The sequence below is a fragment of the Arthrobacter sp. CAL618 genome (assembly GCF_000468215.1).
GTDB lineage: Bacteria > Actinomycetota > Actinomycetes > Actinomycetales > Micrococcaceae > Arthrobacter_D.
This window is the reverse complement of the sequence record NZ_ASZW01000131.1, coordinates 16,588-36,628: the sequence shown is the minus strand read 5'-3', so window position 1 is coordinate 36,628 and position 20,041 is coordinate 16,588. Positions and strand designations below refer to the sequence as shown.

The window sequence follows — 20,041 nt, the reverse complement described above, 5'->3', positions numbered from 1 at the left end:
CTCGCGCAGCCGATCTGAACGGTTCGACGAATGGGTGATGGAATCGGCCCAGCGGTTGGAACGACTATGGGGAGAGCGCATCCTCGATCTGCAAATGGTGGTCCAGGACATTCCGGCGAATCTCGAAACGATGACCGCACAATCGCTGCGCGGCCTGCTCGGCACCGCCATACCCGCCGCCCCAAACCGGCCGCCGACCATCATCATCTACCGGCACCCGGTTGAGTTGGCCGCGGGTGGCTTCATTGCTCCCAACGAGTTGGTCCACGACGTGGTAGTGGAGCAGACCGCAGAGTTACTGGGGATGACGCCCGAAGCCGTGGATCCAGCCTACGGGCGTTCCCGCGCCTGATCCTGAGGCGCCTGATCCTGAGGCGCCTGATCCTGAGGCGCCTGATCCGAGCCGGTGTAGAACTCAGTATCCCAGGTTGACCGGCACACTGAGCTGCCCGGCGCTGCCGGGAGGTAGCGATGTTACCGAGATCCCTGCTTCGCCATCCATCTGGTGCATCTGGGCGCCGTACACCGGATCACCCGACGCCCCAATCAGGACCGCCACCACGTTGTCCCCGAGATCCGCTGCTTCCACGCTCACTGTGGTGCCGCCAGCCACGCTGACTGTCTGCTCGGCCTGCAGAGTTCCGTCTTCGTTTACCGGAGTGAGCTGAACCTCAGACCGACCCGAGGGCGCACCGAACGCGAGCGCGCCTCGGGACCCGCTGGGGAACACTGCCACCTGGGTGTTGCCGAGGCGTGCTCCGGATGGGGCGAACCCGAAATCGACGGGTTCCCCGGCCTCCACACCCCGATTTACTCTGGCTGAGGCGGAAATCAACACGTCGGAGGTGACCTCGACCGTGTAGTCACCGGACGGAAGACTTTCGAGCGACACACCAGTGACGGCACCGGCAGTTGCGGTGAGCACTCCCCCGTCCGGAAGCTCAACCTCGCCCCCCGAACCGTAGACCCTGACATTCAGAACCGCGTCGGTGCTGCCCGGGACAACGATCTGGACTGCTGGGGTGGCAGCCTCATAGCCGTCCTGGGCGCTGATTTCGTCGGCAATATCCTCATCCTGGACCCGCACCCCCGGGATGACCTGGGTATTGCTTGCAGGAGCCGCTGGCTGGAGAAGCTCCACACCGCCGGGGATGAGTTCCCGCAAGACACTCTGCTGGATGCTGCCGGTCACTCGACCGCCGTCGCTCAGCACGCGGACCGCCAGCTGGTCCTGATCGGTGGCGAGACCAGCGAGCACGATCGACTCGGTGGCGCCGGGAGCGATGAGTAACCCGCGGGTACCCCCCGATTCTACCGGCCCTTCGGTCCCGTACAGCTCAAGGTCGACCGTGGCAGGGGTGCCCGACGGGTTCGAGAGATTCAGGACTGCGGTGGCGCCCACCGTGGTGGACGCGCCAAGAATCCAGAAGTCGCCGCTGGGCGCTCTACAGTGGGCAATCGCCAGGCCACCCAAATCACCGTCAGTGGCGGTGTAACTCGTGACCGCCCCGGCGGTGGCAGGCTGGCTGCCCACCGGTTGGGCCGAAAAGACGCTGACCCCGTCGGCTGTCTGGTCGGTAAGGACCCCCGCCGTCCGGTTGGTCAGCCCGTCCTCGTTGGTCACGGCCTCCGGGACCGCGCCTGCCCCGGATTCATCCGACTCACCTGTCGCGATGGTGGCCAGAGCCTCACCTGAGCCCAGCGGGCTTAGCATGCTGCCAGGCAGGTTCCCGCCGAGGCTGCTCAGCACCATGCCGCTGACCGTAGTGGAAGCCGACTCTGATTCAGGACTGAACTCCGGGTCAGCGAGCGCCGCATCGCTTTCGAGTAGCCGCGGCGGTGCCGGGCAGACGCCCGTGTACTCGCCCGCTGGCACCTCAGCGACCGGGATGGGGAATTGCGCCGCAGCACCCGTTGGGTCGAGGACGGCGACGCCGGCCACCAGCGCGCCGCTGGTACCGACCAGGAGAACTCCCGCGCCTATTCCGACAGCCCGCCGCAGTGTACCGGCACCGGCCCGCCGCCGCTTGATCCGCGGTCGTGACGCCGGCTCGATTTCAGCTCCCGGTTCGGTCATGACCGTCCCCTTCCGCTGAGTATCGATACTTCGTCAGGTGTTTCGCCGAGCCGGGCTGTTTCGCCGGGGCTGGATGACTCGCCGAGGTGAGGTGATCCACCGTCCGCCGGGGACACGGTATCCGCCGCTTCATCCTCAGATTCATCGGCCGAAGGCGGGACCAGTGCGACCGGCTGGCCGCGACGCCCGGGGTAGGCCCGCACGAATCGTGGCCGCGATGGCATGGGGATCGCCAGCAGAACGGTGAGTCCGATCACGAGGGCAGAGCCAATCGCAGCCCACGGCTCCCAGGGTGTCTCGTAGCTGACTTCGACCCTGCCGCCGTCTGCCGGTAAGGCGAATGCCTGGGACCAGCCGGATTCAACTGAGTCAAGGACACGCCCATCGAGGGTGGCCTGCCAGCCGGCGTCGGCGCGTTCGGCCAGCACCAGGGTGCGGTCCGCCGAGCCAGCCGGAATGATCGAGGTGACAGTCGCGGGCCCTGAATCGACTACTACTGAGGTGGTTCCGTCGGCCTCCACGATCCGCGCGCGCGCTCCGGTGGTCGAGCCTTCAACCGTGGGGGTCTCAGGCGCTGCCACGTTTTCCTCACTCGAGGGGGGTACCACGCGCCAGAGCCAACCGGAGTTGGTATTTCCTACCGCGACGAGTCCAGGCACTGAGTCAATCTGACCCGCAAGTACTTCCGCCGCCGAGTCCGATTGCTGCAACACCACGAACCCCACCCCCAGTTGGCTGAGTTCCTCCCGTGGGTCGTACCCGGAGCCAGCCACGATGACCGCGACGGTGCTTCTGATGACGGCGGTCGCCTCGTCGTCCTCGCGGAGGTCTGCGGACCCCAGTGGGCCGTACAGGCCGCGGGCCGAATAGAGCTGCGAGAGCTGATCGAGGGTGGTGCCGCCGCTGCGCATCAGGGCGGCGCTGACGTTATTGCTGCCGTCGACGTTCAGGACCAGGGACTTGGTGCGCTCTGAACTGTTCCCACGGTCGGCAGCGGTCGCGGGCAGAGTGCGTTCGGTGCTGGCTGCGACCAGCATGTCGGCGCCGAAGCGGGTACCCTGCGGGTCGGAATCGCTTGCGCCGGCGGCCGGATCCGTGGTCGCGGCAGCAACGCTGTCGGCTGGTGACGGCACCGCCCAAAGCGCCAGACTCACCGCCGGACCGAGTGCGAGGAGGACGGCGGCGGCCACTAGTGCAGGGCCGGTCCGTCGTCGCGGTGCGGTGGCGTCGGCCCGGGCGCGACGAGCGGTCCGTAGCTGGTGGGCGGAGATCGCCTTGTCTCCCCCGATCACGGCGGCTGCGGCGATGGCGAGCATCAACACCGAGACGAGAGGGCCGGTGAAGGGGGTGATCAGCGCCGAGGACCCCACTGACACTGCGACAAAAGACAGGACAGTGGTGAGCACCAATGCTCCAAGGCCAAGAAGCCAGAGCCCCAAAGCCATCGCGGTCCCGCGGCCGGGGATAAACAGGGCTGCAACGGCCAGCAGGATTGCCGGCCCGCCAACGAGCAGTGCTACCAGCAACGCCCACGGACCGTCAGGAAGGAAGGGCAGCGCTGCGATCGGGGCCAGCGGTTCGAAGGCAACCGGGTAGCCCAGCAGTTGCTGCCACAGTTCAGCCCCGACGAAGGGAACCGGCACACCCGGATCGCCCAGAACGGCCCGTAGCTGGTTTGTGGTTGAGGCGATGAACGGAACGAACAGAGCCAGGGGTGGCAGTAAGGACCACCACAGGGTTTTCGCCCGGCGACGCAGCAACAGCATCGCGCCGAGTACCCCTACCGCCAGGAGTGGGAGCAGCGACGGCGCGCCAGCTGTGATCACCGCCAGCAGGAGCCCTGCAGTAGCCGCGGCGGTCCAACTGGGCACCCCGTTGATGCCTGGTTTCAGCATCACCTCGACGGGGCGACGACGGGCATACGCGTCGTCGGCGTCGTGAGCGGGAAAACTTGGCACAGCACTGGGATGCGTCCTGTCGCCAGGCTGCAGGTGGGCGCCCAGCTGCGGCGCCCGAGCGGCCCCGACTGCACGGAGCAGGGCCAGCCCAGCCAGTGGCAGGAGCAGGTGTGCGATCAACGCACCCAGCCGGCCACTGCCCAGCGCCACCTGAAGCGCTGGTGCTGCTGCCCAGAAAAACGCGGCCCAAAAGCGCAGTCCCCTGCTCCAGGTCAACGCTCCGGTGGCGAACCATGCGGACAGCCCGGCGAGTGGCAGGGCCAGCAGCATCAGGGTGACCAGCACAGCGTTTCCGTTACCCAGGCCGAGGGCGGCCAGCAGCCACAGCACATAGCCGAAGGGATCACCGTGTCCCGACATGCCTGAACCCAGGGTGATCCACCAGGTCGAGGCGTTTTGCCAGATATCGACCATGCTGGTGGAGACCGGCAGGAGTGCTCCCCCGGCCAACGCGGGAGCACCGATGAACCGGTACAGCGCGACCACTGAGACAGCGGCAAGGGCCAGCGCTGCGGCAACCGCTCCGACACCAACCCAGGTGCGGGAAGGTGCGACGAGTGAGCTGAAATCTTCGGCGGCGTCGCCTGACGGGATGTAGGTGCTTTGCTCGTCGGCAATGGCCTGCTCGCTGAGATGACCCTCAGCGGAGAAGGCCTCTAGCACCGAGCGGCGGTGGGACCAGACTTCACGGCGGCTGGTGCGCAGCGCCCGCACCACACTGCGAGGGCGCTTCTTCGTGAGGGCTACCCGGCGCCGGGACCTGAACAGGTCAACCGGGCGGAGCACTGCGGCGATGCTCGCGAACAACTGGCTGAACCCATACCCCGGGTCCTTGGCCAACAGGCCCATGAGGAGCCGGCCGAACCCACCAATCACCGCGCCGACCGCGAGGAACGGGATCTTCCACAGCGTCGCGTGCTTTAACCGCAGATAGACCTCAGCCTTGCGGGCGGCGCGCTGGGCGGCGGTGGGATGCAGACGCGGTTCGGCGTGGCGCATGACCGCGCTGGGAACGACCACCACGCGGTGCCCGGCCAGCCGGTTACGCCAGCAGAAGTCGACGTCGTCGCCGGTACCGGGCAGCGCCGGGTCGAAACCTCCGAGCGCCTCCCAAACATCACGGCGGACCAGCATGCCCGCCGAGTTGACGGCAAAGACGTCGCTCCGCGAATCGTATTGGCCCTGATCAAGTTCATCGACGTCAATCAAGGTCACCCGTTCGGCCCAGCGGCTGATGGACAGACCGACGTCGATGATCTTTCGACGGTTGTCCCATTCGACCTGTTTCGAACCGGCCACCGTGACCGAGGGAGCGCGCTCGACGGCGAGCAGGAGTTCATCAAGGGCGTTCGGCTCGGGCGCCGAATCGTCATGGAGTAGCCAGATCCACTCGTGGGTGTCGTCGGCGGTGGATCGCGAGGGAACCTCGGCGAGACCTACCCGGACTGCTGCACCAAAACCGGCTCTCGCCGCCGAGCCGACCACTGGGCTGCCGACCGGAAGCTCCAACTGCAGGATCGACGCCGAATCGTCAGTGGACCCGGCGTCGACGCCGACGACGAAGTTGGGCTGGTACCGCTGTGCTCTAAGTGCCGCGATGGTGGCTGGAAGAAAAGCTGAGCCGTTGTGGGTAACCACAACGGCTGTGACGCGGGGGTGCTGCAGAATTAGACCGCTCGCTTTCGTAACCGGCGCCGTTCGCGCTCGGACAGCCCACCCCAGATGCCGAAACGTTCGTCGTTGGCGAGTGCATACTCAAGGCACTGCGACCGCACGTTGCAGGCACCGCAAACCTTCTTGGCGTCGCGGGTGGAACCACCCTTTTCAGGGAAGAACGCTTCAGGGTCTGTCTGCGCGCAGAGCGAGTCAGCCTGCCAGCCGAGCTCACCCTCGTCGTCGAAGTCCTGGCCAATCCCGGGGAGCCCAATCCACACCGACTGGTCGCTGCGCGCCGGTGCCTGCCTCGACGGCGACGAGATGCGTTCGGGGGCCAATAGATCGGAGGGCATCGGATCGGCTGGCGCATCGGGCAGTTCAACTTCGCTGGGGTCATCAGCCAGGGCCTCGTGCGCCGTCAGGAAGGCAGTGGCCTGATCCTCCAGCGAGCTCTCGGTGCTACGCCGGTAACGTTCAGCCGCATCAGGGTCCGCCGGATCGACAAACCAGTCGCTCGGCACCCCACGTGATCCGTAACGAGCCGATGCCTGTGCCTCGATGGTCGTACGGTCGTGGACCTTCTCTGCCTGTCCCATGTCAGCCCTCCCGGTGTTGCCGCTCCAGCAGCTACTGTGGTGGATTCAGGCACGACTGCTGAGCAAAAAGGTGTTTTGCGAGAGGCATGCGGCCCAAGTATCCGATGTGCTGGAACTTTCCGATACCTAATTACACGCGTGTAATACGTATTCAGTCAAGCGCTGGGAGGAATCTTATAGAGTTATTTCCCGGGAACCCGTTCACGCCACGCTGAGAGTTTGTCACGATGGCGGCGGCGTGTCCCCCGCGACACTGGCGATTCGTCCCTGCCAGGAAAATCAGCCAGAAAATACGGAAAAATAAAATTCGCCAGGAAGGCCCCAACCGGTCATGGATTCAGCCACACCAGTCCCCCAGCTCATGAATCAACTCCGCACGGTGAACCCGTCGGCTCCGCGCCTGATCTGGTATGGGCCGGGCAGTGAGCGGATCGAGCTCTCCGGCCGAGTACTGGACAACTGGGTGGCCAAGACCTCCAACCTCCTGGTCGAAGAACTGGACGCCACCGCCGGCACCCGGGTTGCGCTGCAGCTGCCGGGCCATTGGAAAACCCTCGTATGGGCCCTGGCCTGCTGGCAGGTAGGGGCCATACCAGTCGACGGCTCCGCCGGATCGGACCAGCCGGTGGACATAGTGGTGAGTTCCTCCGACGCCGCGACGGTAACCGGACCAACCCAGCTTCTGGTGCTGGTAGCTCTCGGCGCGCTCGACCTGAAGTGGCCAGGGCAGCTCCCGGCCGGGGCGGTCGACTATGCCGCCGAGGTCCGCAGCTATGGGGATGAGTTCTTCGATCTTCCGCCAGCTGACGCAGACCGGCTGGCCGTGGAGCAGGATGGCATGGGGCTGGGCATGCAGGTCCTCTTCGATCGCGCCTCCGCCTGCGGCTGGACGCCCGCCGGCGTTTTACTGGTGCCGGCAGACCTGCCGCTGGAGACGGCTCTGGCCGCAGCAGTGCACTGCTGGACCACCGGGGGCACCTTGATCGTCGTCGACCCGGGTGTCGAACTGACCGAGAAACTGCTGGCTAGCGAGCGCGTTACTGATCGCGTGGGAGGGTAGGGTCCCCCGACGGGCTGTCCAGCGAATCGACAATCCTGGGTCCCGCCGGAGCGCCGCTTGTCTCGCTCACTTGACCATCAGTGCTTCTTTCGTCGGGGTGGCCGAAGAGTTCACGGTCGTGGCTGAAGGCGGGGTCCTCGTCGAGTTCGACGTTGAACACCCAGAACCGGTAGGCGACGAAGCGCAGGATCGTGGCGAGCACTGTGCCGACGATCCCGGCAAAGAACAGGGTGGGTCGGTCAGTGATGTCGAGCGGATACTTGGCGATCCAGACACAACCCGCCGCGATTCCCATTCCGATGACGTTGATGAACACGAACATGGTCAGTTCGCGCATCGGGTTGGCCTGCCTGCGGCGCCTGAAGGTCCAGTAACGGTTGGCGATCCAGGAGAAAACGGTAGCGACTGACGCGGAGACGAAACGCGCCTTGACCTCGCTGTCTGCCATGGGGCCGTGGATCAGGTACCAGAACAGTCCGTTGTCGATCACAAACGCCACACCGCCAACAGCACCAAACTTGGCGACCTCTCGCCAGAACAGGGAGGCTAGGCCCCTGATACGCTCTGCCACTCTGGAAAACATGACCCTCCGCGGTCCGGTTGCATGACTGGTTCACCTTGATCGCGGACATGCAATCGTGAATGAAGTACCACCATGCTCCATGCATAACGGCCAGTGAGTTATTTTAGCCGTCAAGCATGGGAGATTCCTAGAAACCCTCCCGGCGCAGGCTTCGCATACCAGCGCACCGCCGAGCAGTGGGTACCCTGAATACGTGACTTTCCCAGTAATAGGCGTAGTTGGCGGCGGCCAGTTAGCCCGAATGATGGCCCCCGCCGCTGTCCAGCTCGGCTTCACCCTCCGTGTCCTTGCCGAAGGCCCTGACGTCTCGGCGGTAGCCGCTGTCGCCTCCTCGACCATTGGTGACTACCGCAACCTCGACGATCTCCGGGACTTTGCCAGCGGTGTGGATGTGCTGACCTTCGACCACGAACACGCCCCCGGCGACCTGCTCAGGGCGCTGCAGTCCGACGGCGTCAACGTGCAACCGCAGCCCGAGGCCCTCGCCCACGCACAGGACAAAATTGTGATGCGCCGCGCCATCGACCGGATGGGGCTCCCCAATCCTGAGTGGGCTGAGGTCTCTTCGGTCGAGGAACTGTGCGTTTTCGGGGACCGGATTGGGTGGCCTGTGGTCCTGAAGACCCCCCGCGGTGGGTACGACGGTAAGGGCGTCATGGTGCTCGACACACCGGCCGACGCCGGCCGCGCCGCCGCGTGGTTCCAGGGCAGCCCGCTGCTCGCCGAAGCCAAGGTCGAGTTCAGCCGTGAGCTGTCGGCCCTGGTGGCCCGCACCCCGTCCGGGGCCTCCCGGGCCTGGCCGGTCGTTCACTCGATCCAGGTGGACGGGGTCTGCGATGAAGTAATCGCGCCCGCTGCCGACCTCCCCGCGGACCTTGCGGCGTCGATCGGTGCGGCCGCGCTCAGAATCGCCGATGAGTTGGGGGTGACCGGAGTAATGGCGGTCGAACTCTTCCAGACCCCGGGCACCGATACCGGCTTCATGGTGAATGAGCTGGCCATGCGCCCGCACAACTCCGGCCACTGGACCATGGACGGCTCAGTCACCGGACAATTCGAGCAGCATCTTCGCGCGGTCCTTGACCTGCCCCTGGGCGACACCCGAACGCTGGGTACCGTGACAGTGATGAAGAACTATCTCGGTGGCGACAACGTTGATCTCTTTAGCGCCTACCCCGCGGCCCTGGCGGCTGAACCAGCTGCGAAAATTCATTCCTACGGCAAGGATGTGAGGCCCGGCCGCAAGATCGGCCACGTCAATGCAGTGGCTCTGGCAGGCGAAAGCCTCGAAACCGTCCGGAACAGGGCGGAACGAACTGCGGCTATTCTCCGGAATGGGCCCGCCAGTTCAAAGACCCGGAAGGAAAACGCGTGAATAATCCGTTGGTAGGGCTCGTCATGGGGTCGGATTCGGACTGGCCGGTCATGGAGGCGGCGGCGCAGGCCCTGACCGAATTTGGGGTCGCCTTCGAGGCCGACGTCGTCTCAGCCCACCGGATGCCCACCGAAATGATCGCGTACGGGCAACAGGCACAGGAACGGGGCCTGCGGGTCATCATCGCCGGCGCGGGCGGCGCCGCGCACCTGCCCGGAATGCTGGCCTCGGTGACCGTGCTGCCGGTGATTGGCGTGCCGGTACCGCTGAAGTACCTCGACGGAATGGATTCCCTCCTGTCGATCGTTCAGATGCCTGCCGGAGTGCCAGTTGCCGCCGTCTCAATTGGTGGTGCCCGCAACGCTGGGCTGCTCGCCGTGCGGATGCTTGCGGCCGGCGAGGACAGCCTGGCGCAACGCCTCCGGGGCGAGCTCGTCGATTTTGCGGCCGGCTTGCGGGAGACCGCCGTTCAAAAGGGTGCGGCCCTTCGGGCGCGAGCGACCCTGCCCGAGGAGAGCGGCGTATGAGCCAGGCTTCCGACCCGGAGGGGCAATGGTTGCTCACCGACCCGGTTCGCTACCCGGAGTCAGCGACACCCAGGGTCCGCACCAAACGCGCCTTCGTCCTGCTGTTGCTGACCCTGGTTCTGCCTGGCTCGGCGCAGATTGTCGCCGGCGATCGGGGCTTGGGCCGGCGGGCGCTTCTGGTGACCTTCGCGGTCTGGCTGGCGGTGTTGGCCGCTATCGTCATCGCGGTCACCAACCGGACAGCACTGGTGAGCGCGGTGACCCACCAGTGGTGGTCACTCATCCTGATTATCGTGTTGCTGGTACTTGCCGTGTCCTGGGCCATTCTCTTCCTGAACACCCTGCGGATTATCAGGCCCCCTCTGCTGGAGCGATCCATGCGTCCGGTTGTCGCCGGATCATTGGTGGCACTGATGGTGGTTACCAGCGGATCCCTTGCCTACGGCGCGTATCTGCTCAATGTGAGCCGTGGCACCTTCGGCTCCATCTTTCAGGCCGGGCCCGCATTCGATCCGGTTGATGGGCGGTACAACTTCCTGCTGATGGGCGGCGACGCCGGTGAGGACCGGACCGGACGCCGGCCCGACAGCATTTCGGTGATCAGCGTCGATGCTTCCTCCGGGGCCACAGTGACCTTCAGCATCCCCCGCAACTTCCAGAATGCCCCGTTCACCGAGGATTCCCCCCTGTGGCAGATCTACCCGGACGGGTACAACTGCGGCGATGAATGCATTATTAACAGCCTTTACCCGACAATCGCCCAGGACCATGCCGACCTCTACCCGGAGTCCGACGATCCGGGAGCGGAAGCGATGATGGATGCCGCCGGCGGCATCCTGGGGATCGAGGTACAGGCCTACATCTTGGTCGACATGGAAGGCTTCTCCCAGGTCATCGACGCCATGGGCGGAATCACCATCGACGCTGGCGGGTGGGTTCCGATCACCGCCGCAGAGATCCCCGGCACCAACCCGATCCGGCACTATCCGCCCTCCGGGTGGATTGCCCCCGGCGTGCAGACCCTCGATGGGTACCACGCGCTCTGGTACGCACGATCCCGGGAGTTCGTCACCGATTATCACCGCATCGCCCGCCAGCAGTGCGTCCAGCAGGCCATGATCGCCCAACTGGATCCGGCGACCGTCCTTACCCGGTTCGAGGATCTGGCCAGTGCCGGCGCTGACATCGTCGAAACCGACATCCCCCTGGACCAGTTGGGGAGCTTCGTCGACCTTGCCCTGAAAGCGAAGAACCACGAAACCCGTCGCCTGACTATCGGCCCACCCGACTTCGGCACGGCCGCAGACAACTTCGTCACCTATCCGGTGTTCGAGGAAATCCATCAGCGGGTGCAGCAGACCCTGGCGGAAACCACCGGGGCCGAACCGGCAGCAGACGCACCCGTCCCAGCTGAACTGCAGGCAGCCACAGCGGTGTCGGTCTTCAAACCGGCGGAACCAACCATCGTCCCCGCGCAGGTGACCGCCCCGGAAATTACTGAAGAGTACCTGCAGCAGCTGGCCACCATCGGGGATGTTGCAACCCTCAGCACCCTGTTGGACAACAACGGGGAATGCAGTCCCGCCTAAGGAAACGAGTCAGCCATGTACCTGCTGGAGAACACGCTGCGGCCCTACGCCTGGGGCTCCGAGACGGCTATCGCTGAGCTGCTCGGCCGGGTCCCCTCGGGGGGTCCCGAAGCTGAACTCTGGGTGGGGGCCCACCCAGACTCACCCTCCCAGGTGGTGCTGGAGGACGGTACCCGCCAGCACCTGGACCAGTTGATCGCCTCCGACCCGGAGCGGGCGCTTGGCAACGAAGCCGTGCAGCGTTTCGGTGACCGGCTGCCATTCCTGCTGAAGGTCCTCGCCGCCGCGGCGCCGCTGTCCCTCCAAGTCCACCCGAGCAGCACCCAAGCTGCGGCCGGGTTTGCGGCCGAGAACGCTGCCGGCATACCCGCCGACGCTCCGCACCGCAATTACCGGGACGGGTTCCACAAACCCGAGATGATTTTCGCGCTCACCCCGTTTGAGGCTCTGTGCGGGTTCCGGCCCGTGTCCGAAGCCGCTGACGTGTTCGAGCGGTTGATCTCAGCCGTCGAGGCAACCGGGGCCAGCGCGCCCGCGCTACTCGCCGACGTCGTCAGCGACCTCAGGGGGGCGGATCAGCGGGAGGCCCTCCGTGGCGCCTTCACCCGTCTGCTGACCACGGCCGATGCCACCCAGGCCGCCGAGTCAGTCGCGACGGCGCTGGCATCGGTACCCGGCCGGGACGCCGCGACCGTGCGCGAACTCACCGACCACTATCCAGGCGACCCCGGCGTCCTCGTCGCCCTGCTGTTGAACCGGGTGTCGTTGGATCCCGGCCAGGCCATCTACCTTCCGGCGGGGAACGTCCACGCCTACCTCAGCGGTCTGGGGATTGAGGTGATGGCTGCCTCGGATAATGTGCTGCGGGGTGGGCTGACCCCGAAACACGTTGACGTTCCCGAGTTGCTGAAGACAGTGCGCTTCGAATCGGTCAGCGTGCCGGCCGTCGAGGTCCGGCACACGGGGCTTGGCCAGGAACTGTACTGCCCGCCGTTCGATGAATTTGCCCTGCAACGCCTTGAGCTCCGCGCCGGGTCGGATTCAATGGCTTCCGCTGATGTACCCCTGGCCCAGAACGGTCCGGTGTTGGTGCTGGCCGTCTCGGGCAGCATCGTCCTTGACTCCCCTCGCGGCGACCTGCTCGTGCCTCGCGGTTCCAGTGCCTTCGTCCCGGCCAACGAGGCTCCCGTCATGGTCAAGCTCGCCGCCGGTACCGGGCCCGACACCGATCAGGACGACGACGGCGCCCTCGCCTTCGCGGTGACTATCGCCGGCTGAGCTCCACCACCTGGGACCTTGCACCGGCTCCGGGGCGCAGAAAAGTGGCCTCCCCGTATCTGAGTGGTCGGCCCACCACTTATCTGCACCCCAGCCACTTATCTGCGGGCCGGGAGTGCAGCCCAGCCACTATCCTGCTGGCCGGGAGTGCAGCGCAGCCCCTTGCGGCCCGAGTCCCTAAGATAGATGGGTGACTGCTTCCCTCGTGGCGAAGGACCTCTCCGGAGGCCACGCCCACCGCACTCTTTTCTCCGGCCTGAATCTGACGGTGGCACCGGGCGACGTCGTCGGCGTCGTCGGCGCCAATGGTGCGGGTAAGTCGACGCTGCTCCGGCTCCTCGCCGGCGCCGACGACCCGCTCGGCGGCAGCGTGACCACCACTCCCACTGATGCGTTTGTCGGATGGTTACCGCAGGAGCAGGAACGACTTCCGGGCGAGACCATCGGGGGCTACCTCGGTCGGCGGACGGGAACGACGGCGGCCACCGCGGCGATGGAAGCCGCCGCCGACGAACTGGCCTCCGGAACCCAGGCAGCCAATGACACTTATGGGGCCGCCCTCGACCACTGGATGGCGTGTGGGGCCGCCGATCTCGCCGACCGCGTCCCCCAGGTACTGGCTGAGCTGGGCCTGACGCTCGGACCTGACACCCCGATGACCGGTCTCTCAGGCGGGCAGGCTGCCCGGGTGGCGCTGGCGGCGCTGCTGCTCAGCCGCTTCGACATCGTGCTCCTCGACGAGCCCACCAATGACCTGGATCTGGCTGGCCTTGCGCGCCTGGAGGAGTTTGTACGGGGCCTGCGTGGCGGTGTTGTCCTGGTCTCGCACGATCGCGAGTTCCTGGCCCGCTGCATCACCACGGTGGTGGAACTTGACCTGGCCCAGGGCAGTGTTGCCGTCTACGACGGCGGGTACGACGCGTATCTTGAGGAACGCGCCGTCGCGAAACGTCATGCGCGGGAAGCCTACGAGGAGTTCGCCGACAAGAAGTCCGACCTTGTCTCCCGCGCCCGCACCCAGCGGGAGTGGAGTTCCCAGGGCGTCCGCAACGCGATGAAGAAGAGCCCGGACAATGACAAGATTCGCCGGCGCGCGAGCATGGAATCCTCGGAGAAGCAGGCGCAAAAGGTCCGGCAGATGGAATCGCGGATTTCCCGCCTCGACGAGGTGGCCGAACCACGCAAGGAATGGCAGCTGCAGTTCAGCATCGGCTCCGCCCCGCGCTCCAGCTCGGTGGTGGCAACCCTCAACCGCGCGGTCGTCAGCCGCGGCGGGTTCACTCTCGGGCCGGTCACGCTGCAGGTCAATGCCGGGGACCGGATTGGGATTACCGGGCCGAACGGTGCGGGGAAATCCACCCTGCTGGCCCTGCTGCTGGGTCAGTTGGTGCCCGACGACGGCGGCGCCGGGCTGGGCGCGAGCGTCGCAGTGGGAGAGATTGATCAAGCCCGCGGCGTGTTTGCGGAGTCCGAACCGTTGGGCGATGCGTTTGAAGCGCTGGTCCCGAGCCTCAACCGGGCTGAGGTCCGCACCTTGCTGGCCAAGTTCGGGCTCAAGGCCGACCAGGTCAGCGGTACCGTGGGCAGCCTCTCCCCCGGGGAGCGCACCCGTGCTGCGCTGGCCCTCCTGCAGTCCCGCGGAGTGAACCTGCTGGTGCTTGACGAGCCCACCAACCATCTCGACCTGCCCGCCATTGAACAGCTGGAGGAGGCACTCGAGAACTACGATGGTGCGCTGCTCCTGGTCTCCCATGACCGGCGGCTGCTCGAGAACGTCAGGCTGGACTCCCGCTGGGCCGTGGCCGACGGTCAGGTCACCGCCAACTAGCCTAGGAGCGTCCCGGCAGCTTCGACTTCAGCTTCGCTGCAGTGGCCTGAGCGAGGCGCACTCCGTCCCGGGCCAACGGCATTGCCCGGGAATACAGGGGGTAGAGGGGCGAGAGCGGCTTGTCCCAGGTTCCGGCCAGCTGGTTCTCGTGCTTGGCCCAGCCCATCTTGAATTTGGATACTCCGTCGTTGAGCAGCCCGTTGAAGTCGTAGCGCACCGCGCCGCGCTCCTTCATGGACTGGATTGCCAACCACTTCAGGGCATAGTTGGCCCGCAACTGTTCCCCCTCGGGAGTCATCCCCCCATAGAGTTCGAAGACCGTGTGATCGCTGGCGGACAGCCAGAGGAACGCGACGACGTCGTCGCCCTGGAAAGCGGCGATCACCGGCGACGCGCTGCCAAGGTTGTCGTAGATGTCCAGATAGTAGGGATCCTCGTGGATGCCGAACCCCGCCCGCTCGGCAGTCTGGCGATAGACGGCAAGGCACCGGGGCAACTCCGCGCGGGTCACCTCCCGGTACTCGAGGTCCTCCCGGCCGGACTTCCTGATGTACTGTCGGTGCTTTTTACTCATCCCGGCGAGCAGCTCATCCTCGCTGAGGGTGAGGTCGAGGATGAGGGTACGGCCGATCAGGATGGTATTCGCGGTGCTGCGCCACCCGGCTGCCGGCAGTGCCATGGCGGGAGCCGCATCGGCATCCCAGTCGGGTTCGATGCTCAACGCCACTGGCCGGTGCGCCTGGCGGACATAGACTTCCAGCGCGCCCAGCACGTCGGCCTCGCGCCCCGGCACTGTCTGTGGCCCGCGCGGGCAGTACGCCAGGGACCTGAACGGCACAGGAAGCTTGCGGAGCAGCACCTGTGCGCAGCCCACCAGTACGCCGTCGTCCTGCATCAGCACCCGGTCAACGGTCCACCCGTGGGCGGCCTTGGTCTTGCCCCAGCCCCAGAGCTGCTGGGGGTGCCCCAGCAGCTCATTCACAGCGGAGTCCCACCGGGACTCGTCGACGCATTGCACAACAGTAAGGGTCATGCCCTCAACCCTAGCGCTGATCGAGAACCCGCCGGGCGTCCTACTTCAGACGCGCGTAGCTTTCCCACTTGTGGGCCTGGTGCTCGCCGTCGACCACGCGGATGGTTCCCGACTTGGACCGCATCACGATGGACTGGGTCAGGACTTTACCCTTGTTGTAACGGACACCGCGCACCAGATCGCCGTCGGTGATGCCGGTGGCAGCGAAGTAGCAGTTGTCACTGGTTACCAGGTCTGAGGTGGACATCACCCGATCAAGGTCGTGACCGGCGTCGATGGCCTTCTGTTTTTCCTCATCGCTGGTGGGCCACAACCGGCCCTGGATCACTCCGCCCAGCGATTTGATGGCGCAGGCAGCGACGATGCCCTCGGGGGTGCCGCCGATCCCCATCAGGGCGTCGACGTCGGTGCCCTCACGGGCTGCCGCAATGGCTCCGGCCACGTCGCCGTCCATGATGAACTTGGTGCGCGCACCGGCGGCACGGATTTCGTCGACCAGGGGACGGTGGCGGTCGCGGTCCAGAATCATCACTGTCACCTGGTTGACCGACTTGCCCTTGGCTTTGGCGATCAGGTGCAGGTTCTGCTTGACGGGGAGGCGCAGATCAACCATGTCGGCGGCCTCCGGGCCAGTAACCAGCTTCTCCATGTAGAACACGGCGGAAGGGTCAAACATGGTGCCGCGCTCGGCGACCGCAAGCACCGCAATCGCATTGTTGATGCCGAGCGCGGTGAGGCGGGTGCCATCGATCGGGTCGACAGCGACGTCGCACTCGGGGCCGCTACCGTCCCCGACCCGCTCGCCGTTGAACAACATGGGGGCTTCGTCCTTCTCCCCCTCGCCAATGACCACGACGCCGTTGAAGTGGACCGTTGACAGGAGCGAGCGCATGGCGTCGACTGCTGCACCATCCGCTTTGAGCTTGTCGCCGTACCCGACCCAATGGCCACCGGCGATGGCCGCAGCTTCGGTCACACGGACCAGTTCCAGGGCGAGGTTGCGGTCCGGCTCGTCGTCGCCGACCGCCAGCGAGCGGGAGAGCGTTGAATACTGGGCTGATTTGGCGTTGTTGGACACGTCAATCCTCATCGTCGAAGCGGTGCTGTGCCATTGCTGGCGAAAGCTGCGGGACTTATCCCCTGCCGCAATCATAGTGGCCGCTGGTCTGCCCGCACTATGCGTGACGACGATACGAGACGGCGGGGCCCGAATAGGTGCGCACCCGCAAGTGGTGGAAAATAGATGTGTGAGCACCCCCCAGCCCGGATCGACAGAGCACCCCACCGACGGCGACGCGCGCCCCGACACTGAACCGCCAGTCACGCCGGTATTGACGCCGAAGCAGGCGAAGCGCGCCAACTCGACAGTCGTCGGCATGCTGATCGCAATTGCGGCGACCTTCGGCCTGGTGCTGCCGGTGTTGCTGTTCAATCCCACCCACACGGCCGAGACCTATGCCCGGGATATTGATGTACCGAACGTGTCGTCCGAGGCAGCGGATATTGCCGGCTACGTTCCACTGGCACCCGACCTGCCGGCAGGGTGGACCTCGAACTTCGCCCGCTGGAACACCGGCGGCAGCGACGGCGTCCCCTTCTGGGAGGTGGGCTACCTCACCCCCGAGCGGCAGTTCATCCAGCTCACCCAGACCGACAACGCCAACCCCACCTGGACGGCGCAGCGGCTCGACGGCGCCCAGGTGTCGGGCCAACGCACCATCGACACCCTCGACTGGGAACTGCTGGACAGTTCGTCGGGTGACACCTTCCTCACCGCAGAGACCGGTGCGTACACCCTGATTCTGAACGGAACCGCCGATCTCGCTGAATTCGACGTACTCGGCGCTGCAATCCTCGACGATCTAGCCGCGTCTTAGAGTCCAATCGTGGGCTGGATCCGGCGTAAGGTTGTGCCGTGGATAACGAACTGACCCCCGTTGATGCCTGGTCCCGCCTCCGTGACGGAAACCTGCGTTTTGTTTCGGGCAGCTCCTCGCACCCGAATCAGGACGCGCTGCATCGTGCCTCTTTGGTTGACACCCAGCACCCCTTCGCAGTCATCTTCGGCTGTTCGGATTCCCGGCTGGCCGCCGAGATCATTTTCGACCTCGGCCTCGGCGACATCTTCGTGGTGCGCACCGCGGGGCAGGTCATCGACGACGCGGTGCTGGGATCCCTGGAGTTCAGTGTGAGCGTGCTGAATGTTCCGCTGATCGTGGTCCTTGGGCATGACCGCTGCGGAGCCGTCTCGGCGACCATTGACGCAATCGACTCCGGGGAGATGCCCGCCGGTTTCCTGCGCGAACTGGTGGAACGGATCACTCCCTCCGTCCTCACGTCCCGACGCAACGGGGTTACGGACATCAACGCGACGGTCGTTGAGCACATCAAACAGACCTCCAAACGCATGGTCGATTCCTCGCGGGTCATCGCCGACGCCGTCGAGAACGACACCACAGCCGTGATAGGTGTCACCTACCGGCTTGAGGACGGCAAGGCTGAGATCGTTTCCGGATTTGGTGCCTTGTAGGATTTGGTGCCTTGTAGCCCCACCGGCGAGAATTGGCGCATGACTCAATCGCCTGGATCCGACGCCGAATTCCGTATTGAACACGACACGATGGGCGAGGTCCGGGTTCCGGTCAACGCGCTCTACCGTGCCCAGACCCAACGCGCGGTGGAAAACTTCCCCATCTCTGGCACCCGCCTCGAGCGCGCGCACATCGAAGCGCTGGCCCGCATCAAGAAGGCTGCGGCGACCGCCAACGCCGAGCTGGGAGTGCTCGACGACGAGCGCGCCCGTGCCATCGAGGCCGCAGCTGAAGAGGTGGCCCAGGGACTCTACGACGGCGACTTCCCCGTCGACATTTACCAGACTGGTTCCGGCACGTCGTCGAACATGAACATCAACGAGGTCATTGCCACCCTGGCGAGCCGCGCCCTTGCCGCCGCGGGCAGCGAAACCTCGGTGCACCCCAACGACCACGTCAACGCCTCACAGTCGTCCAACGATGTGTTCCCAACGTCCGTCCATGTGGCCGCGGCGTCGGCACTGACCAAGGACCTGGTCCCGGCACTGGAACACCTCGCAGCATCGCTGGAACGGAAAGCCGACGAGTTCAAGACCGTGGTCAAGTCCGGTCGCACCCACCTGATGGATGCGACGCCGGTGACCCTGGGCCAGGAGTTTGGCGGCTACGCCGCCCAGGTGCGGTACGGCGTCGAGCGCATCCAGGCTTCCCTCCCCCGGGTGGCCGAGGTACCGCTGGGTGGCACGGCCGTCGGCACCGGCATCAACACGCCGGCCGGTTTCCCTGCACGGGTCATCGAACTGCTGGCCAGCGACACCGGGCTCCCCCTCACCGAGGCACGCGATCACTTCGAGGCCCAGGCCAACCGTGACGGGCTCGTTGAGGTCTCGGGGATGCTGCGTACCATCGCCGTGTCACTGACCAAGATCAATAACGACCTGCGCTGGCTGGGATCGGGGCCCAACACCGGCCTCGGCGAGATCGCGCTGCCCGACCTGCAGCCGGGATCGTCGATTATGCCCGGCAAGGTCAACCCGGTGATCTGTGAGGCAGTCATCATGGTGTGCGCCCAGGTGATGGGCAATGACGCAACGGTGGCCATCTCCGGCACCAACGGAGCGTTCGAGCTTAACGTCGGCATCCCGGTCATCGCCCGCAACGTGCTGGAATCGGTGCGGCTGCTGAGCACCTCCACCCGTGTGATGGCCGACAAGATGATCGACGGCATCACCGCCAATGAGGAGCGGGCCCGATTCCTGGCCGAGGCATCGCCGTCGATCGTGACCCCGCTGAACAAATACATCGGCTACGAGAACGCAGCCAAGATCGCCAAGAAGGCCGTCGCCGAGGGCCTCACGGTCCGGGAGGCCGTCGTCGCCCTCGGGTTTGTGGAACGCGGGGAGCTCACCGAGCAGCAGCTCGACGACTCCCTCGACGTGCTCTCCATGACCCGCCCTCCGCAGTAGCCCAGCACCACCCCCGAACGCCAGAAACTGCCCCGAGGGTCAGGTTCGCCGATTTGCTGTCGGCGGATCTAAATCTCGGGGCAGTTTCTGTTGCGCCGGTTGGCCGCCCTAGCGAATGAAGTGGGGGACGCCGTCGGCGGTCAGTGCCGCCTCGACGAGCTGCCGGTGGCGTTCGTTCAGTTCCGGGAGCTGATCGAGGGGAAACCAGCCGACGTCGGTGGATTCGTCGTCGTTCACCAGGGCCTCTCCCGAGACGTACCGGCAGCTGAAATCGGTGGTCAGGAAGGTGCAGATGTCCCCGTTGGGGAAGGTCACGGGCCCCACCACCTCCACCCGGATCAGGTGCTCCACCCGGGCTCGCACGCCGGTCTCTTCGAAGATCTCCCGGACAATGCCGGCCGCCGGTTCCTCACCTGGCTCAAGCATCCCGGTGATGACCGTCCACTGTCCGTTGTCGGAACGTTTCCCGAGCAGCACCCGCCCG

General features: G+C 65.6%; 17 protein-coding genes. 10 read left to right on the top strand and 7 right to left on the bottom strand.

The genetic code is table 11. The features are described 5' to 3' along the window. A partial coding sequence (locus K728_RS21245) for a metallopeptidase family protein (protein ID WP_019483638.1) occupies positions 1-352 on the top strand: 352 nt, incomplete at its 5' end. A gap of 63 nt (positions 353-415) precedes the next feature. On the opposite strand, the gene K728_RS0108175 is transcribed toward K728_RS21245, so the two are convergent. The 3 genes from K728_RS0108175 to K728_RS20535 are packed head-to-tail and all read right to left on the bottom strand — an operon-like array spanning position 416 to position 6,287. Further along, entirely contained in the window at positions 416-2,077 is a 1,662-nt protein-coding gene (locus K728_RS0108175) for a DUF5719 family protein (RefSeq protein ID WP_024476375.1), read from the bottom strand. Beyond that, a complete protein-coding gene (locus K728_RS0108170) occupies positions 2,074-5,700 on the bottom strand; it encodes a glycosyltransferase family 2 protein (protein ID WP_084442848.1) in 3,627 nt (1,208 codons plus the stop codon). Before K728_RS0108170 ends, K728_RS0108175 begins: the two co-directional genes overlap by 4 nt. Positions 5,701-5,702: 2 nt before the next feature. After that, complete coding sequence (locus K728_RS20535) at positions 5,703-6,287, bottom strand: WhiB family transcriptional regulator (protein WP_019483641.1); 585 nt, start codon at positions 6,285-6,287, stop codon at positions 5,703-5,705. Positions 6,288-6,618: 331 nt separating this feature from the next. On the opposite strand from K728_RS20535, the gene K728_RS0108160 reads away from it, so the two are divergent. Further along, on the top strand, positions 6,619-7,347 hold the full coding sequence (locus K728_RS0108160) for a TIGR03089 family protein (RefSeq protein WP_024476372.1): 729 nt from the start codon (positions 6,619-6,621) through the stop codon (positions 7,345-7,347). Here the strand turns inward: K728_RS0108160 and K728_RS18880 are convergent. Next, the gene (locus K728_RS18880; protein ID WP_019483643.1) at positions 7,325-7,930 is read right to left on the bottom strand and encodes a GtrA family protein; all 606 of its coding nucleotides are present in this window, start codon (positions 7,928-7,930) and stop codon (positions 7,325-7,327) included. The genes K728_RS0108160 and K728_RS18880 overlap by 23 nt on opposite strands. 193 nt (positions 7,931-8,123) lie before the next feature. Between K728_RS18880 and K728_RS0108150 the strand changes: the two genes are divergently transcribed. From K728_RS0108150 to K728_RS0108130, 5 genes are all read left to right on the top strand, one after another. Continuing rightward, positions 8,124-9,305, top strand: a complete 1,182-nt coding sequence (locus K728_RS0108150; RefSeq protein WP_084442847.1) for a 5-(carboxyamino)imidazole ribonucleotide synthase — start codon at positions 8,124-8,126, stop codon at positions 9,303-9,305. A 23-nt stretch (positions 9,306-9,328) separates the two neighbouring features. Continuing rightward, positions 9,329-9,832, top strand: a complete 504-nt coding sequence (gene purE / locus K728_RS0108145) for a 5-(carboxyamino)imidazole ribonucleotide mutase (RefSeq protein WP_019483645.1) — start codon at positions 9,329-9,331, stop codon at positions 9,830-9,832. Then, entirely contained in the window at positions 9,829-11,421 is a 1,593-nt protein-coding gene (locus tag K728_RS0108140; RefSeq protein ID WP_024476369.1) for an LCP family protein, read from the top strand. Before purE ends, K728_RS0108140 begins: the two co-directional genes overlap by 4 nt. 15 nt (positions 11,422-11,436) lie before the next feature. After that, positions 11,437-12,699, top strand: coding sequence for a mannose-6-phosphate isomerase, class I (manA, locus tag K728_RS0108135; RefSeq protein WP_024476368.1), 1,263 nt, complete (start codon positions 11,437-11,439; stop codon positions 12,697-12,699). A gap of 190 nt (positions 12,700-12,889) precedes the next feature. Then, positions 12,890-14,527: an ABC-F family ATP-binding cassette domain-containing protein gene (locus K728_RS0108130; RefSeq protein WP_024476367.1), complete on the top strand. Its 1,638-nt coding sequence runs from the start codon at positions 12,890-12,892 to the stop codon at positions 14,525-14,527. Position 14,528: 1 nt separating this feature from the next. On the opposite strand, the gene K728_RS0108125 is transcribed toward K728_RS0108130, so the two are convergent. Both K728_RS0108125 and glpX read right to left on the bottom strand, forming a co-directional pair. Beyond that, positions 14,529-15,560: a lipid II:glycine glycyltransferase FemX gene (locus K728_RS0108125; protein WP_024476366.1), complete on the bottom strand. Its 1,032-nt coding sequence runs from the start codon at positions 15,558-15,560 to the stop codon at positions 14,529-14,531. A 40-nt stretch (positions 15,561-15,600) separates the two neighbouring features. Then, positions 15,601-16,650: a class II fructose-bisphosphatase gene (gene glpX / locus K728_RS0108120; protein WP_035747578.1), complete on the bottom strand. Its 1,050-nt coding sequence runs from the start codon at positions 16,648-16,650 to the stop codon at positions 15,601-15,603. A gap of 157 nt (positions 16,651-16,807) precedes the next feature. On the opposite strand from glpX, the gene K728_RS20900 reads away from it, so the two are divergent. The 3 genes from K728_RS20900 to K728_RS0108105 are packed head-to-tail and all read left to right on the top strand — an operon-like array spanning position 16,808 to position 19,557. After that, positions 16,808-17,437: a DUF4245 domain-containing protein gene (locus K728_RS20900; protein ID WP_024476364.1), complete on the top strand. Its 630-nt coding sequence runs from the start codon at positions 16,808-16,810 to the stop codon at positions 17,435-17,437. Between the two features lie 38 nt (positions 17,438-17,475). Continuing rightward, on the top strand, positions 17,476-18,090 hold the full coding sequence (locus K728_RS0108110; RefSeq protein ID WP_019483652.1) for a carbonic anhydrase: 615 nt from the start codon (positions 17,476-17,478) through the stop codon (positions 18,088-18,090). A gap of 39 nt (positions 18,091-18,129) precedes the next feature. Continuing rightward, a complete protein-coding gene (locus tag K728_RS0108105; protein WP_019483653.1) occupies positions 18,130-19,557 on the top strand; it encodes a class II fumarate hydratase in 1,428 nt (475 codons plus the stop codon). A gap of 108 nt (positions 19,558-19,665) precedes the next feature. Here K728_RS0108105 and K728_RS18875 read toward each other — a convergent pair. Next, positions 19,666-20,041 (bottom strand): NUDIX hydrolase (locus K728_RS18875; RefSeq protein ID WP_443110945.1); only part of this gene is annotated, 376 nt, incomplete at its 5' end.

Coding starts and splice junctions, on each gene's coding strand:
- K728_RS0108175 (WP_024476375.1), bottom strand. CDS start 2,077: ATGACCGAACCGGGAGCTGAAATCGAGCCGGCGTCACGACCGCGGATC.
- K728_RS0108160 (WP_024476372.1), top strand. CDS start 6,619: ATGGATTCAGCCACACCAGTCCCCCAGCTCATGAATCAACTCCGCACG.
- K728_RS0108125 (WP_024476366.1), bottom strand. CDS start 15,560: ATGACCCTTACTGTTGTGCAATGCGTCGACGAGTCCCGGTGGGACTCC.
- glpX (WP_035747578.1), bottom strand. CDS start 16,650: ATGAGGATTGACGTGTCCAACAACGCCAAATCAGCCCAGTATTCAACG.
- K728_RS0108140 (WP_024476369.1), top strand. CDS start 9,829: ATGAGCCAGGCTTCCGACCCGGAGGGGCAATGGTTGCTCACCGACCCG.
- manA (WP_024476368.1), top strand. CDS start 11,437: ATGTACCTGCTGGAGAACACGCTGCGGCCCTACGCCTGGGGCTCCGAG.
- K728_RS20535 (WP_019483641.1), bottom strand. CDS start 6,287: ATGGGACAGGCAGAGAAGGTCCACGACCGTACGACCATCGAGGCACAG.
- purE (WP_019483645.1), top strand. CDS start 9,329: ATGGGGTCGGATTCGGACTGGCCGGTCATGGAGGCGGCGGCGCAGGCC.
- K728_RS18880 (WP_019483643.1), bottom strand. CDS start 7,930: ATGTTTTCCAGAGTGGCAGAGCGTATCAGGGGCCTAGCCTCCCTGTTC.
- K728_RS0108105 (WP_019483653.1), top strand. CDS start 18,130: ATGACTCAATCGCCTGGATCCGACGCCGAATTCCGTATTGAACACGAC.